Origin of the sequence: Blastomonas sp. AAP25 (assembly GCF_001295965.1) — a bacterium.
Classification (GTDB): Bacteria; Pseudomonadota; Alphaproteobacteria; order Sphingomonadales; family Sphingomonadaceae; genus Blastomonas; species Blastomonas fulva.
This window is the reverse complement of sequence record NZ_LJHP01000047.1, coordinates 25,546-40,110: the sequence shown is the minus strand read 5'-3', so window position 1 is coordinate 40,110 and position 14,565 is coordinate 25,546. Positions and strand designations below refer to the sequence as shown.

Sequence of the window (14,565 nt, the reverse complement as noted above, 5' to 3'; positions counted from 1 at the left end):
AGCCGAGCAAACCCCTTGCGCTGAGCCGAATGAAGGAGCGGATCAGGGTTTGCCATCGCGCTGACGTCCCTGATTGGCAGCCATAAAGGCCTGCATCTCTTGTTCAACGCGGGCCGCTTGCCCCTGAGGAGCAGCGCCGAGCGCCTGCGCCGGTTGGGGACGCGGAACCTTTGCGTAAACGGCAGTCTTCACGCTCTGCGTGACGTCGGGAACTTCGCCCCCTACAATCGCCTCATGAACGAGCACGACTTTCCCGGATCTCGATAGGCCGGAGACAGTCTCATCCAGCGCAGCCATGAAAACAGCGGTTTGCCGTGCTGCGGTCTGCTCGTCGGCATTCGAGCGTGCCTGTGCCTGGAGATACTCCCCAATGATGCCCTGCAGCTGAAGCTGGACGAATTCCTGCTGCCCTGACCCCTGTGCGGCAACGCTCTTGGTCACCCAGGCCCCCCACACAAAGGTCGCCGCAGCGCCAGCGAAAAGGAGGATTTCGCGAGCCGACAGCGCAGCAAAGCGACTGCGAGGTCTGACCTGCGAGGCCTTTGTAGACGCGGGTGTGGCAGGCGCCGCCATATGGTCGAAAAGGTCCGTCATTGGTCATCTCCAGCTACAAGGAAGGCTGAAATCAGGCTCGCGCGGCGGAAGAAGCCAATCAGCACAAAGCCTGTGAGCATGACGCCAAAGCTGATGGCCGCGAATTGATCGCGACGCGCCGTGTCAGCCGCGACGAAGCGCGAGGCGAAATTGTCCAGCTGAAGCATCAGGCCATCGAGCGTGAAGCCACCAAGGACAAGGAAGAACAGGGTGGCGATGCCGAGGGTCGCAAGCGCGCTGGTGGCAAGCCAACCGCTGAGCCGAAGGGCAATAACGAGAAGATCCTGAGCGGCCTTCTTGCGGCGCGCAGTGGCCGAGTGACGCATCAGGGAACGGCCAAGGGGACAGGCCAAGGGACGAGAAGGCGTGCTCATTCCGCAGCCTCCCACATCGGAAGATATTCAGGCACCTGATGTTCTTCAGGGAATGCGACTGCCTCGATCGCATCCTGCATCCGGTAGCCACGATGCACATAGTCCTCGATCTGGGCGAAAACGTGCGGGCTCGATGAATAGAGCGTGCCCGAGAACCGGTCGAGGACGAGCCGAGCGACGCATTCGGTTTCTGGACCCCGGATGAAGATGTCCGAATAGTCGGTGCCGTTGCGCTTCAGTGACCGCAGCAAAGCCTCGGTCATGTTGTCCATCTCGAACCGATCCGAATTGCGGAAATCCGAGATGGTCTCGCCCTTCTGCTGGAGGATGAGGAACCAGTCGGAGTTTTCGAGGGCGGCTCGCGAGCCTTCGGATTTGTAGTAATCGTGGATCGACTGCGTCGCGGTGATCAGCGCGCCGCCATATTTGCGGCAGGTGCGCGAATAGGTCTCGACGAAGTCGGCCATCGCCCCGCCCTTTAGCATCTGCCAGGCCTCATCGATGATCAGCGGTTTCGGGATCGCGCGGTCCATCCGGCGCATAACCTGCGAGGCAATGAACATGATCGAGGTCAGAACGACGCCGCGCAGCTCCACCCGGGTCGCAAGGTCCGAGAGCTCGAACACGGTAAGATCGGCTGACAGATCAAGGTTGGCATCGCCAAGGAAGAACTTCCCGTAGGTGCCCTTTGCAGCGAACGGCAGCAGCGAGGTCGCCAGATCATAGGCTTGAGCGTGCTCGTGGCCCTTGAGGGCCTGCATCACGTGATCGATTGTGCCGTCCCGCCCATGGGTGTCCCACACAAGATTGACCGCCTGGTCGATTAGCCCACGCTCCGTGTCATTGAGCCGGGTCTCATTGCGCGCCATCTGCGACACGATGGATTTGAGCATCGCAAGGCAGTCGACCAAATAGTCGTCGTCACCTTCGGCAAGGGTCTCGTCGATCATGCGAAACGGGTTGATCGAAATGCCCGAAGACAGCTTGAACTCGGTGAAGGTCCCGCCCAGCGCCTTGGCCATATGCTCAAAGCTGCGGCCGTCATCGATCACGATGGTCTTGGCCCCCACCCCTGCAAAACTTGCCGTGAGGTCCTGTAGCAGCACCGACTTGCCCGAGCCGGACTTGCCCGAGATCGCGACATTGTGGTTGCCGGCACTGTTCTGGAAGGGTGACCAGAATTGCGGCTGCCCCCGGCGTCCGATGAAGAGCAGGTGCGGGATGTTGCCGCCGATGTATTCGCCCTGGATCGGCGCAATCGCGGCAAGGTTCGCCGAGCGCATGGTGCGCATGCGCTTCATCCGCTTGAGGTCGCTGTCTAGCCCGTCAGCCAGCAGCAGCGGAAAGTGCGCCATGAAGGCGGGCAGCTGGATATGGGTCTCGTCAATCAGATCCCACCCGCTCGCCTTGTAGAGAGCCTTCAGCGTGCGCTCGCAGGGCTCGCCCCGGCCCTTCGGCGCGATGATCGTGACAGCGTAGTAGCAGGACACGAGCTTCTCGCCCTGCTTGACCCGGTCGGCCACGAACTGCCACTCAGCCGCTTCGGTGCGCAGCTTGGGCACAAGCTTCACGCCCTTGCCTTCCGCAAGCGAGCTGGTGCGCACGAACTTGTAGCCAGCCTTCGCTTCGGAAGACTCCTGATTGGGGATCACTCCACAAGCCGTCTGCAAGACGGGACAGGGCAGGGAGAGCTTGGGGTTGAAGATGTCCCCAATCACCTTCTGGCTATCCCAGGGTGCCCAGCGATCCGGAAAATTGCGCACCGCCATGGTGCGCACATCGAAGCGCTCAGGCACGTAGTCTTTCAACTCGGGCACGCCATCGACTGATGAGCCGGTTGGCCGCAACGACTGTGCCTCAAGCACGAGGCGGTCACGCCCGACATGGGTGACGAGATCCCGCCTGATGCATTGCTCATTGATGGGATCGAACCGGTTGTATCCCGGCACTTCATCGCCAGCGCCAGTGGACGGGGCGAGGATCTCATCGAAGAAGCGGATGAGGTCGGTCGGAGCGAATTCCTTGACCGGGACATCGATGGAATCGAGGGCAGAAATGATCCCCTCGCGCATGGTCATGAGGTCATCGGTCGAAAGGCCCGAACCATCACTTATCCCGACTGCCAGCAACACGCGAAAGCTCCGCACAAAGAACGGGCCATCGCTGGCAAGCGTGGACCATGCTCCATTGCGCAACTTGTCGACGCGGTGGCGGGCGAGCGTCTGGAAAACCCCCGAAGCCTTGTAGCGCGGCAACGCCCAGGTCTGCAGTTTCTCGGCAACGCGCGGGCTCGAATAGTTCGTGACCGAGAACTTGGTGCCGGGCAGAAGAATGTCGGAGAAGAGCGACCCGATCACGTCATTGACCCGGTCGTTTGCACCGACAAGCGGGGCGAGCTCGATGATGAAACCCTTCGAGCGGACCTGATGAAAGATACGCTTCTCCTCATCGAACGAGCGATATCCGAGGAAATGTGAGAGCATTGGAACGCTGGCAGGCCGGGCGTTCTGCTCAGGCTTGCGAGCATCGCCGGTTACCAGATCGATGATGTTGGTGAAGGCCTGCAGCATGGCGCGTTACTCCGGCGTTGCAGGGAATGAGGCGGCCTCGCGCCTCGGCAATCGCTGCTGTGATGCGAGGCGCTCGGAGACCTTCGCCTCGATCTCAGCGATCGGGTTGGCAGGCTGAGAAGCCGCTTGCTGGGCTGGGGCCTGCTGGATCGGCACCGGGGTCTTTGGAAGATTGGACGCCATGGCAGTCTCAGCGCCCACAGAACCCGGCTGACCGTCATCCAAGATGCCAGGGGCAATCGCCATGAATTGCGGTGCGCTCTCGGCGGCCGCCAACAGCCCCTGAGCACGCGCAGGCTTTGCACCTCGTAGCGCAATTGTCTCGAGAGCATCGCCCCGGCCCGGGAGTATCGCCTTAACTGGCACCGCGATGCGGGCATGGGCTGTGCCTGCGGCATCCGTGTAGCCCGGAAACACGACAGACAGCTCGTAACTCGGCGACGAACGCGCAACGAGTGCTTCGGAACCGAGCGACCGGCCCCGCACAGGCGCGGAGATCCCGTCGTCCATCCGGAATGGACCTGCAGGGTTCAGAAGATCCGCCGAGGTCGTTTCCTCGATCCGCGCAATTGCGCTGTCATCGATCACCAGCGAAGGCGCGCAGATACCGTCTGCAGCCTCGCAGCGGAACTTGCCGCTGACATTGGTACCGAGCGTCGTACAGGCCGACAGGGCGAACGTCACAGCCGCGATTGCCATTGCCCCTTTGGTGTTCATGACACCTTCTCCTTCAGCCAGGTTTCGAGGAATTCGCGAGGGCGGAAGCCGTGAAGGACAGCGCCATCGTCGCGCACAATGACCGGGGTGCCGGTGAACCCATGCTTCCTCGCAAAGGCCTCATTGGCATCGAGGCCCGAGGTGTCGCAGCGCCGACCGCTCGTGATCGCGCCTCCGTCATAGGCTTCGTTCACCGCGCGGCGCTTGTCGCTCGCACAAATGACCGCCTCTGAGATTGGACGGGTGCCGAGAACCGAAATCGGGCGCTCAACGACCTTGACGTCGAGCGTCGCGAGGGTTTCGTGGAGGCGTTTGCAATACCCGCACCGGAAATCGCTGAAGACGGTGAGCGTCCGGCCACCCTTACCCATCACGACGCTGCCGCTCGAGGGCAGAGCTGCGAGCGCTGCGGGATCGATACGTGGCAGTGGCTGGGTGCCGCCCGCATCTGCCTGTCGTGCCAGTGTTGGTTCGGCCGCGTCCTCTTGCTCGCCAGCGCCCCCCGCCCCAACCAGCATGTCCGGGTTCATCTCGAGCAACCGGGCAGCTGTGAGATCCTGCTTCGTCTCCATGTCGTAGACACGGCCAATGATGAGGTAGCGCGCCGAGCGGTCGATGTAGAAGAGGTTCTGGCGTGCCTGAACTTCACAAACGCCCTCGATCTTGTCGCAGTCGATCGTGGTGATCTCGGTCTTGGGGAGACGTTTGACCAGCGCTGCCTTGATCGTCGCAGCGTCGTCTGCCGCCGCGGCATGAGCGGCGGCTGCAATTGCAGCGAGGGAGCCAGTGAGCGCGAGGGCGGCCCCTGCCACCTTCCATGTGGTCCATTTGAATTCCATAACGGGCCTCAATTCCTTATGAAGGTGCCGTCGAGGAACACGACCTCGACCGCAGCACCGGTGGGCATCTCGACGACCGGCTGATATTGCTCGGCCCGTTCGATCAGATAATCGGAGAGAGTGTTCCCGGCGTTCGCCGCGCCGCCGCCAATCGCCTGAATGCCGACATCGGAAGCTGACGGGAGCACGGGATCTTGGGAAATCCGGGGGATCTGATTGGCGCCCTGGAAGGCGTTGCCCACCCCGCTTACCAGCCCTGCGAGAAACGCTTGCGTGGTCAGCGAGCCTTCACGGCTGACAACCCGTCCGCGAACGCCCACTTTGCCGCCAAAGGCAATGAAGCCCTTGACCTCTGACACCGCAAAGCGCCCGCCGGGCTGCGCGCAGGTCATGCGCTGCAGCTTCACATAGACCTTTTCGCTGGAGAGATCGCCGTAAGCCGCACCATTGACCATGCACCCCTGAACGCGGGTCGCGAGCAGCTTGCCGTCACCATAGACCGAGCGCGCAGGCCCAGTGATGCGCAGAAGAACCGGCAGCGGGTCACTCTGGCTGCGGGTATTGGTCGTCGCATCAACGCCGACCACCACGGTGGCATTCGCGATCGAGTTGGGCGGGAGGTAGTTCGGGGAGTCGGTGTAAACTGCAGGGGCCTTGGCCGGATCAATGCGCGAGCCCGTCCCGCCCGCTTGCGCGAAAGACACCATCTGCACGTCGTTGCCGCGGCGGGGCAATGCGGCGGAAGATGCGCCGGACGCAGCCGGCGAAGGCACGCCCATCTCACGGGCAGCCGCTACCGGCCCGGGGGCAGTCGGGCGGGGGTTGCCCCTGGTGACCTGCTGGCGCAGTTGCTGGTTCTCACGCTCATAAGCCTCGAGCACCTGCTGCCCGTCGCGCGCCATCGCGGCATTTTCACCGCGCAATGCCTGAATCTCGCTCTGCAATTGCGCAACCTGACCGGCCTGCGCCTCTACGCCTTTGAGGCGCTGATCCTGAGAATTGACCTGGCCTTCGTAGATGGCCATCCATTCCTGATCGACGCGCTGGCGGTTCATCAGGGCATCGGTTGACACCTCGGTCTCGTGCCCAGGCTTGGTTGCCTCTTCGACCACGGTTTCGGTCCGCAAGACATACATGGTCGAAGCCACGACCGCGACACCACCGAGCCCGAAAAACAGCATTCTCTGCCGCTTCTGTGCCCTGTCATTGTCGATGATCGAGCCCGTTTCATCGACCGCATCGCGGCCATCGGCCTCGGCGCCATCCAGATCCTTGGGCTTGCGCTTGAGAAAATCCATGAGGCTTACCTTCCTGCAGGCACGACCACGTAAGCAGCAGTCGCCTGCCCGCTTGCGAGGTTGGGGTTGGAAATTGTGACGGCGATTGCGCCGTCACCGGCAATGAGCTCTTCACGAAGCGCGATCGGTGAGGCGCTGGTATTCTCGATGCGCAGGACCTTTCCGGTCATCGTCGGACTGCGATACTCGGTGAGGAGCTGAACTTTCATGTCCCCGACATTGACCGGGGCACGGGCCGCATCGCGGATCTCAAAGCCGGTCACCGGTCGCTGTTCGAACATCGCCCTGACGAGCCCGACAGCGCGATCCTGCAACGAACCCGATGCAGTAAGGACCTCAGGCTTGGCGGACGGATTTTCGATATCGGCATTCGCCACGAAAACCTGCACGGCGCTGTCACCGCCAATCTGGCAGTCGAACTTGTAGACAAGGCCCTTTTGCGTCGTCCCGAAGAAGGAGATGTTCGGCTTTGAATAGGCTTCGGGGACCGAGATGTAGATATCGCCGCGGGTGGGTTCGTGGACGATCGAGAAGTCTTGGCCCTCGACGCCAGTTTGCACTCGGGATACCGACACGAACCGGTCATCCTTCAGCGAAATGCGCGTCAGGTCGGCCTTGGATGCCCGGCAGCGAACCTCTCCATTATCGACGGCGAGGATGTTTTCGTCAGCAAAAGCTGGCGTGGCCGCCATGACGAATCCGACAGTGAAAAGTGCAGCGCCAAGCCCGCGAAGAAGATGGCTGTCGATGCGGAAAAGCAGCGGCGCGCCCGAGGCAAGGCAGAGCGTCGAGACAGAGAAGGTCATTGGTTGGCTCCTTCCTTCTTAACGACGACACCAAACCCCTTCAGGCGCAGCGACACGCCGGTGTAGGTCCAGTGAAATTCGAAGATCTTGTGCTCGCGGCGCACGTCCTTGGATCCGACGATGGTATGAAGGACGCCGCCGACCTGGCTGGTGAGGTTTTCCGGATCGGTGCGGATCCAGTTGATCGTGACAAACTGGGTCACCTGCGACCCCTCCTGCTCAGCCACGATCCGCAGGAGCTTGGCCTTGAGAGCCCCGCGCGCCTCCGGCGCGGAAATGGCCACGATGCCATCAAGCCAGTACTGGAGTGTTTCGGGCGAGCGGTTGAGCGCGAGCTGCGCGGTGTCGCGCGTCACGGCCTCAAGATATTCGGGCGTGAGCGCCGCAGAGCTCAGCGTCATCTGGCTGGGCAGGATGGGCTGCAGCACGACCTCGCGGTCCCGCGTCGATGCCGCGGTGAACATAACCACCACGAGAATGCCGAGCACGACACAGATGAGCGCAAGCAGGTTGCGCTGCTTGAGGGTCCGCTGCGACGCCTCATGAGCAAAAGAGATTTCCATATCAGCCCGCCATCACACGAAGATGAGATGGCGGAGCGACCTTCAGACCGAAGAATTCTCCCGGCAAATGCCAATAGGCAAAATGCAGGACCCAATGCATCGAACGCCCAGCTTTGACCTTGCGATAGCCGAACCACGCAGCCAGGGCCAAAAGGAGCCCGATGACAACGTGCTGAGCGAGAATTCCCCAGGTGAAGGGTATGACCATCACGAGGAATTCATCGAGGGTCCAGAACCCGATCAGTTCTGGATCGTCGAGATGTTTTGGGATCGAATACTGGTCCAAGGATCAACTCCGCCAAAGAAAGGAAAGGAGCAGCAGCCCGAAGCGTGAACTGCGGTGCCCTTGCCATCATGAAGCGATAGGGCTGCGTTCAGACCGTGCCGGTCACCGAGGCGGTGACGATCGGAATGCCGGTCCCGGCGCCGACGCCGACGCCCACCGGGATTGCGACCTGACCGAGCGAAAAGCGGCCCGACGCCAGCGCAACGATGCCGCCAGCGAGCGAGAGCACCGTGATGATCCGGCCACCGGAGCCTTCAAGGAAGCCGGTGAACTGGGCGAGAGCGGTATTGAAGGTCGTGTCGGCTCCCGCCATCGCGGCATCAGCGCCGAACACGCTGGCGGCTGCGAGCGCCGCAATCGCAACAGCAAGCGTGCCGCTGCGATTCTTCAGGTCGAGTCTTGTCATTGAGATTTCCCTTTCGGTTGGATGCTGGCGTCTGCCGCCACAGCCAAAATCCGCCCGAGGAGAACCTTTTCTCAACACCGAAGTGTCAGGATTTCGAAGGAAATGAGAGATTGGGGCAGAATTGGACCCCGCCCAGGATTCGATTCGCTCCCAGCCTGGGAATGAGAATTTCCCACCGTGGTCCAATTTGCGACCCACACCGGGGATGTTTGTGCCCCACAGAGGGTGTAAATCAGCCCCACGGTGGAGAGGAATTTGCCCCAGGCATAAAAAATCCGCAGAAAATGGTAACCGTGGCTGTCCACGATTGCAGGATGACGAGCTTTAGCAGCGTCACATCAAGGCGAGGGAGGTCGACGTGAGCAAAAGTACGAATGTAGCGCATGAGATTTCCATCAGCGCCCGCGCCTTCCAACACATCATCAGGGCAATAGCCGCACTCAGCTTAGAGGAGACGCGCTTTGTGACGTTCAAAGACGTCATTCTCCATGCGCTGGAGCGGTACCCAGCCCTCAAAGGTGGACATTCCGCGGCGCTGGAGACCCTGCTTCCTGTGGAGGGACCCGTTCGGATCTACGTCCGTCTCAATTCTACGGACAACGCGGCGGTTGAGCGGCTGAAAGGCGAGCTGAACACTGCTACCAAGTCTCATTGCGGGGTGCGCGAAACACTGATTTTCTGCGCAATGCTGGTCGCAGAAGGCGAATTTTCCACTTGCAAAATACAAATGGACAAAGTCAAACTATGAAACTGCATGGAGTGAAGTAGATGGGATCGCGGAAGTACAGATGTGCAAAGGGACAGAAGATGGAGTCGCCAGCAGAGCTCACAGCGTAAACCAACTGTATGCAGCGCTCATCAAGGAACAGATGAGACTGCAAAATACAAGCTTGCGCAAACTGACCGATGAAGGCGTGATCAAAGAAAGTCGGCGCAAAAAGTTCTTCGAAAAGGTCGAAGAGGGAAATCTGACGATCGACGAATTCCAACGCGTCCTGCTCCATCTCAAAATCGATCCTATCCGCGCAGGCCTCGTTTTGCTGTGTTACGAAAGCGCGAGCTCCTACGAAGATCCTTGCTGCGAGACGACGGCATTGGTTGCGGTCGCACTTGCGGCCCGGCTACCAAGCGAACTCGCAGCCTGCGAAGGGCAGTTCGAGACCATCCGTCAAAGCCTGTGTGACACGATCGCGCGGAAGACATCGTCGGCCATCGCCAAACACCACATGTCGCTAGAAAGCCGGCATAACGGCGGCGGGTTTGAACATGCGTATGCCTGAGCCTTGTGCGACGAAACGAGCCCGCGCTGCATGCCGTACCGCGTGACTGGTCACGGCCAGCCGACTTGCCCCCAAAGCGAAGAGCAAGTTTAGCGCCGCTCCCCGGAAGCCGGGGCCGTCACCCCGCCTTGCGCTGATCGTGGACAGCATCGTCTTTACTCGCCCCTGCAACGATTAAGGCGTTGCTCCCATGATAATCCCTGGTGACGATCCTGTGAGTAAAGGGGGTTCAGCGCTCTGTGGGTCTCGCTGGCGCTGGCAGGCGCAGGGATTAGCCGCCCGAAGTGAAGGGATGGATTGTCGCGGTGTGCTCGCCTGGAGGCGAGCCGGTCGGCGGAATGCACTGCATCCGTCACAGATCTACGGATGGCTTAAGGAGTTGGCTCGGCAGTTCAAGAACAAGACTGGACGTTTCCTCATTGGAGCCAGAAGGTGCTGCCTTTGTCCCAGCGGTGGTGTGCTGCCATCGGTCTATTGTCTTTCTGATCTCCGCCAATGCCCGCATCATGTGATACTCAATGCACTGAGTGCCGACACCAAGTTGCCGTCCCACCTCGCGGTATGTCATGCCCTTCAACCGTTGCATCAAGAATATGCGTCGAGTTCGCCGGGGCAGTGCCAGAAGCGCGCGCCGATATGATGCGCGAAGTTCCATAGCCTCAATGCCCCACTCCTGGTGCGGTGGCAGCGGTGCGTCACGGGCTTCATCCAGCGGAAATATGATGCTTGGATGCCGCTGCCGCTTCCGCGCCAGATCGATAAGCAGATTCTGAGCCGTTCTGGTGAGATAGCCCTGCGGATTGTCCAGCCGATCAAATGCACCGCTTTGCCAGACGCGAGCAAAAGTTTCCTGCACCAGGTCGGAGGCATCATCTGGACCAATCTTCCACCTGAAGAAGTTGAGCAACCGTGTCCGTTCCGTCCGGTAAATTTCTTCGAACGCACGATGGGGAACAGCAGCGCTCATGGCCGGTCTCCCAAGCCATGTGTCGAATGAAGGTCGGCATCGCGTGAAGCGCGATAAAGGGTGATCCCTGCCTCGATCCGATCAAGAATGAACGTGTCGCGCTCGGCTTTGGCAGCCCGGATGTCGGATTTGGCGTAGATTTCGACATCCACGGCACACCGATTGCCGAGCTCTCTGTCGATGGAAGCTCGTGCACGGTGCCAGCAGCGTTCATCGGTAAAGAGGGGATGATTGACGACAACCCAGATCTCGTAATCGGAAAACTCGATCGTCCGGCGGTCTTCATACCATGATCGCCGGGCGTAGGGTCCGATCAGGGTAATGCGCTTGATCCTGCCGGGCTCAGGCGCGAGCACCGGCGCTGGATCGAACAGGCTGCGCAGCATCCGGGTGATGCGTTCGATTTCGCGTTGCTTGCGCCGGATGAGATGGCCAACGCGCGCCATCACGACTTCGCGCGCGTAAACGTCGTTCAAAAGTGGGGTAATCATTGTCAGCTCGCACCACGGCGGTCCGCGCAATACTGCACGGATGGGCAAGCGGTGTTCGCTATGATGCCGCTGGAGCGGCTGTCAGCAACCGTCCGACGCGCAGCCGGACCTACATGATGCCTGGCAGGGTAATCCCCGGAATGGCCGCCAGTCGTTCCATTCCGTGACGCAGGTTATGCCAGATACAGGGAGTCCCGGCAAGTCACGCGGGTTCGGGTCCTAACTGCGGGCAGCGATCTCAAGCTCGGCGAGCTTGTCGGAGCAGACCTGATGCACAACACGGCCGAGTTCCTCGACGCGTTCGCTCAGCCAGGTGAGCTCTTCCTTGCTGATCCTATAATGCTTCGAATAGCGCGCCTTGGTATAAGCCTCCTTCAGCTTCTGGAACATTGCGCGTTCGCGATGGGTGGCGTGTGGCCATATACCATAGAGTCGGCGATCCAGCCCCTCTGCCAGCGAACGCAGGAAAGCAATGTTGTGGTTGTAGGGCGTGTAATAGGTAAGCGTTAAAAGGAGGCAGGAGTAAAGGCGCTCGGTCGTTTGATGAAAATCAAATGCGGCGTCTTTGAGCAGTCCTTCCCCCAGTGCGTACCTTGCCAGTTTTTGGCGCGACATCGCGCCCGCCATCCCGTCTTCAAAATATTCACGCGCTGCTTTCAGAGCCTCGCCTGACGTCTTCGGCTTTGGTCTCGCTAGCTCGCGATCCTCCGCCTCGTAAAGTGCAATGCCATCCTTCGCTAATTCCATGAAGAACACGCGGCCATGCGAAAGGCCCTCGTTGACCTCATGCAGGCTGTGGACGATGAAGTTGACCGGCGTATGGAGCGTCTTCTCGATCGTATAGGCCCGGATCAGTCGTTCCTCGGCCTTGGCCCAATGGGCGGCGCGGTCGGTCAGCTCCTTTTGGCTGACAATGATCAGGATGTCATAATCGGATTTGTACTGGTTAGCCGAGAGTGGTGCATCAACCCAATCGCCGCGCGCATGACTGCCAAAAAGAATGATCTTGAGGATGCGCGCGCCTTTGCGCGGTCCAGTCGCATTCTCGATCGATCCACGAAACTCGTCGAAGATCGTCTCGACGACGCGTTCAAGCTCGCGCTGTTTGGCGGCGGGAAGATGATCGAGATCGGTGCGCATGTCTCAAGAATCTTCGGGAACATTCCCGGCTTTGGCAAGCTCAAAAGCCCGGTTGCAAAACGGGACCGCAATGGTGTGGTCAATCAGAAAAAATTCGCCCAGGTGCAGAATGTTTCTCAGCTACTCGCTGGGTGATCTCCAAGGAGCCGCGGCAGTGCTTGCCGAAGCTCTGGCTCCGCTGGCAGCTCAACTATCTGAATTGCGCCCCAGACATCATAGTAAACAGCCCGAACTATGCATGGGCTGCTGGGCCCTCAGTGTTCTGGGAGGTTCGATCGTCCTTCGAACGAGGCAAGTCGTACCCGGCGAAACGGATTGGCGGCAGGAAGCCTTGCCGAGGCCTGTGACACGCCGCCGGCCGAATTCGAATTGCCGATCGAGCCCATGATCGAGCGCACATAGTTGCGGGTCTCACGAAACGGCGGGATACCGCCAAATTGGTCCACACGGCCTGGGCCGGCATTATAAGCAGCCAGCGCAAGCTCCCATGTGCCAAAGCGATCGAGCTGCTCGCGCAGATACCGCGCACCGCCGACAAGGTTTTGCCGAACATCCCAAGGGTCGGTGACACGCAGATATTGGGCCGTGCCGGGCATCAGCTGAGCCATGCCCATCGCCCCGGCGCTGCTTCGGGCGAAGGGGCGATATCTGCTTTCCTGCGCCAGCAAGGCGTCAAACAGAACAACGGGCACGCCGGCATCGCAAGCAACGTCGACTATCAGGTTGAAATAGGCTGTCCGGCGAGCCTGGGCATCCCTGCTGATACCATATCGCGGGAAAAAGCTGCGGGACTGGCAGAGTGGGTCATCTTGCGAAGGGCGGAAGGGTGAAGAATCAGGGCCCGTGATTGATGCGCCTGCCCGCATCCACGAAGGAACAGCGGGACGCGCGGCATAGGGATTGATCGTGAAGCTGTGAGGGACCAACTCAAAGTCGCCGTTCAACTCTGGTGAAAACGCATCCACTGGAGCCGGAGGCGGTTCCACTGATTGCTCGAGATCGACCGTCCCGCGCAACTGTGGGGAGAGCACAGCGAAATCCGGTTTTGCCTCTGGCGAAAACACGTCGAGAATTGCTTCGCGCGCCGATGATGGCGTCGGCGTCAAAGCGACCAGCAAAAATAGCAGAGTTTTCATGACCACACCTTTCGGCGTGGTTCGGATATCGCCCCATATTTTTATATGAGGAGGTCGTGCTTGGCAACCGCCGAACTACCGAGGGAATGGGCGTCGGCCGTCGCGAGCCGTGCTGGAGAAGGTCTGGCCGATCCGAAGGGGAAAGATGGTGAGGCTTAGCTGAGAGGAACGAGTTTATGCTGATTGCGCTCAAACCCACCCAGGAGACTATCGACATCGTCGCTGCACTGAAGGGTCGTTGGCACGGTTCCTACGCGATGTGCATCTGCCCCGCGCATGCAGACCACACGCCGTCGCTTTCGGTCCGACAGGGTGAATGGGGTATTCTGGTTCATTGTTTCGCGGGCTGCCGCAACGAAGATGTCCTGCGTGAAATCAGTCGGACCAAACCGATCCTGAATTCCCCTTCCCCGAGCTACCGGCCAGAAGGAACTGCGCCCAATGTCAGAAGGATATGGGAGCAGGGCACAGAAATCCGCGGGACGCTCGGCGAAGTCTACCTTCGATCGCGGCGACTCCCTGTCGATCTCCCCGACTTACGCTTTCATCCACGGTGCCCATTCGGTCGCAAGCCCAAAACCATCTTCCGGCCTGCGGTGCTGGTCGCTGTCAGAACCGGGCGCCAGATGACGGCGATCCAGCGAATCAGGCTTACGGATGACGGGGCGTGGCATGAAGGAAAATTCATGCTTGGGAAGCCAGGACAGGCCGCGTGGGCACCGAAGTTCGAGGGCGACGTGTTAGCCATTGCAGAGGGCATGGAGGACGCGGCGAACTATACACAGATCAAGCAAATCCCGTGCTGGGCAGCGCTTGGTAATGAGCGTCTCGCGCTGATCAAGGTTCCCGAGCATGTTAGCACACTTTACATCGCCGAGGACAACGATGATCCAGGCAGATGCGCCGCATTGGCGGCAGCTGAGGTCCACAACATGCCAAAGAGGCAGATCATGCGGGATGCACCTCCAAGCCATTGCCACGACTGGGCAGAAGTTGGGAACGATGTGACCAGTCCTACGGGTTGATAAGCATGAGGAAGAACAGCCCCACCTTGGGCAGTCGACCATTCGCGGGCATTTGGTGGTTGAGGGATGAATA

General features: G+C 60.1%; 18 protein-coding genes. 4 read left to right on the top strand and 14 right to left on the bottom strand.

What is annotated here, in order from left to right:
* Positions 1–42 precede the first annotated feature (42 nt).
* From IP68_RS19410 to IP68_RS19365, 10 genes are all read right to left on the bottom strand, one after another.
* Positions 43–594: a TrbI F-type domain-containing protein gene (locus IP68_RS19410; protein WP_054136673.1), complete on the bottom strand. Its 552-nt coding sequence runs from the start codon at positions 592–594 to the stop codon at positions 43–45.
* Positions 591–968 (bottom strand): hypothetical protein, encoded by a 378-nt coding sequence (locus tag IP68_RS19405; RefSeq protein WP_197275874.1) that lies wholly within the window; start codon positions 966–968, stop codon positions 591–593. Before IP68_RS19405 ends, IP68_RS19410 begins: the two co-directional genes overlap by 4 nt.
* Positions 965–3,538 (bottom strand): type IV secretion system protein TraC, encoded by a 2,574-nt coding sequence (traC, locus tag IP68_RS19400; RefSeq protein ID WP_054136671.1) that lies wholly within the window; start codon positions 3,536–3,538, stop codon positions 965–967. Before traC ends, IP68_RS19405 begins: the two co-directional genes overlap by 4 nt.
* A gap of 6 nt (positions 3,539–3,544) precedes the next feature.
* Positions 3,545–4,255 (bottom strand): hypothetical protein, encoded by a 711-nt coding sequence (locus tag IP68_RS19395; protein ID WP_054136670.1) that lies wholly within the window; start codon positions 4,253–4,255, stop codon positions 3,545–3,547.
* On the bottom strand, positions 4,252–5,094 hold the full coding sequence (locus IP68_RS19390) for a DsbC family protein (RefSeq protein ID WP_156318309.1): 843 nt from the start codon (positions 5,092–5,094) through the stop codon (positions 4,252–4,254). Before IP68_RS19390 ends, IP68_RS19395 begins: the two co-directional genes overlap by 4 nt.
* An 8-nt stretch (positions 5,095–5,102) precedes the next feature.
* Positions 5,103–6,275, bottom strand: a complete 1,173-nt coding sequence (locus IP68_RS19385; RefSeq protein WP_231684191.1) for a TraB/VirB10 family protein — start codon at positions 6,273–6,275, stop codon at positions 5,103–5,105.
* Positions 6,276–6,397: 122 nt separating this feature from the next.
* Positions 6,398–7,198: a type-F conjugative transfer system secretin TraK gene (locus IP68_RS19380; protein WP_054136668.1), complete on the bottom strand. Its 801-nt coding sequence runs from the start codon at positions 7,196–7,198 to the stop codon at positions 6,398–6,400.
* Positions 7,195–7,761 carry a type IV conjugative transfer system protein TraE gene (locus IP68_RS19375; RefSeq protein ID WP_054136667.1) on the bottom strand — a complete coding sequence of 189 codons (567 nt, stop codon included), beginning with the start codon at positions 7,759–7,761 and terminating at the stop codon, positions 7,195–7,197. Before IP68_RS19375 ends, IP68_RS19380 begins: the two co-directional genes overlap by 4 nt.
* A 1-nt stretch (position 7,762) precedes the next feature.
* Positions 7,763–8,047, bottom strand: a complete 285-nt coding sequence (gene traL, locus IP68_RS19370; protein WP_054136666.1) for a type IV conjugative transfer system protein TraL — start codon at positions 8,045–8,047, stop codon at positions 7,763–7,765.
* 88 nt (positions 8,048–8,135) lie between these two features.
* Positions 8,136–8,453 carry a hypothetical protein gene (locus tag IP68_RS19365; protein ID WP_054136665.1) on the bottom strand — a complete coding sequence of 106 codons (318 nt, stop codon included), beginning with the start codon at positions 8,451–8,453 and terminating at the stop codon, positions 8,136–8,138.
* 358 nt (positions 8,454–8,811) lie between these two features.
* On the opposite strand from IP68_RS19365, the gene IP68_RS19360 reads away from it, so the two are divergent.
* Together IP68_RS19360 and IP68_RS19355 are read left to right on the top strand one after the other, a co-directional pair.
* Positions 8,812–9,201: a hypothetical protein gene (locus IP68_RS19360; RefSeq protein WP_054136664.1), complete on the top strand. Its 390-nt coding sequence runs from the start codon at positions 8,812–8,814 to the stop codon at positions 9,199–9,201.
* 142 nt (positions 9,202–9,343) lie between these two features.
* Entirely contained in the window at positions 9,344–9,733 is a 390-nt protein-coding gene (locus IP68_RS19355) for a hypothetical protein (protein ID WP_054136663.1), read from the top strand.
* Positions 9,734–10,085: 352 nt separating this feature from the next.
* Here IP68_RS19355 and IP68_RS19350 read toward each other — a convergent pair whose 3' ends face one another.
* From IP68_RS19350 to IP68_RS19340, 3 genes are all read right to left on the bottom strand, one after another.
* Positions 10,086–10,700, bottom strand: coding sequence for an RNA polymerase sigma factor (locus IP68_RS19350; RefSeq protein WP_054136662.1), 615 nt, complete (start codon positions 10,698–10,700; stop codon positions 10,086–10,088).
* Entirely contained in the window at positions 10,697–11,176 is a 480-nt protein-coding gene (locus IP68_RS19345) for a hypothetical protein (protein ID WP_231684189.1), read from the bottom strand. Before IP68_RS19345 ends, IP68_RS19350 begins: the two co-directional genes overlap by 4 nt.
* Positions 11,177–11,410: 234 nt before the next feature.
* Entirely contained in the window at positions 11,411–12,331 is a 921-nt protein-coding gene (locus tag IP68_RS19340; protein WP_054136661.1) for a nucleotidyltransferase and HEPN domain-containing protein, read from the bottom strand.
* On the opposite strand from IP68_RS19340, the gene IP68_RS20395 reads away from it, so the two are divergent.
* Complete coding sequence (locus IP68_RS20395) at positions 12,311–12,466, top strand: hypothetical protein (protein WP_156318308.1); 156 nt, start codon at positions 12,311–12,313, stop codon at positions 12,464–12,466. The genes IP68_RS19340 and IP68_RS20395 overlap by 21 nt on opposite strands.
* A 119-nt stretch (positions 12,467–12,585) precedes the next feature.
* Here the strand turns inward: IP68_RS20395 and IP68_RS19335 are convergent, their stop codons facing one another.
* On the bottom strand, positions 12,586–13,467 hold the full coding sequence (locus IP68_RS19335; RefSeq protein ID WP_231684186.1) for a lytic transglycosylase domain-containing protein: 882 nt from the start codon (positions 13,465–13,467) through the stop codon (positions 12,586–12,588).
* A gap of 176 nt (positions 13,468–13,643) precedes the next feature.
* Here IP68_RS19335 and IP68_RS19330 point away from each other — a divergent pair, with 176 nt between their 5' ends.
* Positions 13,644–14,492 (top strand): toprim domain-containing protein, encoded by an 849-nt coding sequence (locus tag IP68_RS19330; RefSeq protein ID WP_054136659.1) that lies wholly within the window; start codon positions 13,644–13,646, stop codon positions 14,490–14,492.
* Positions 14,493–14,565 lie beyond the last annotated feature (73 nt).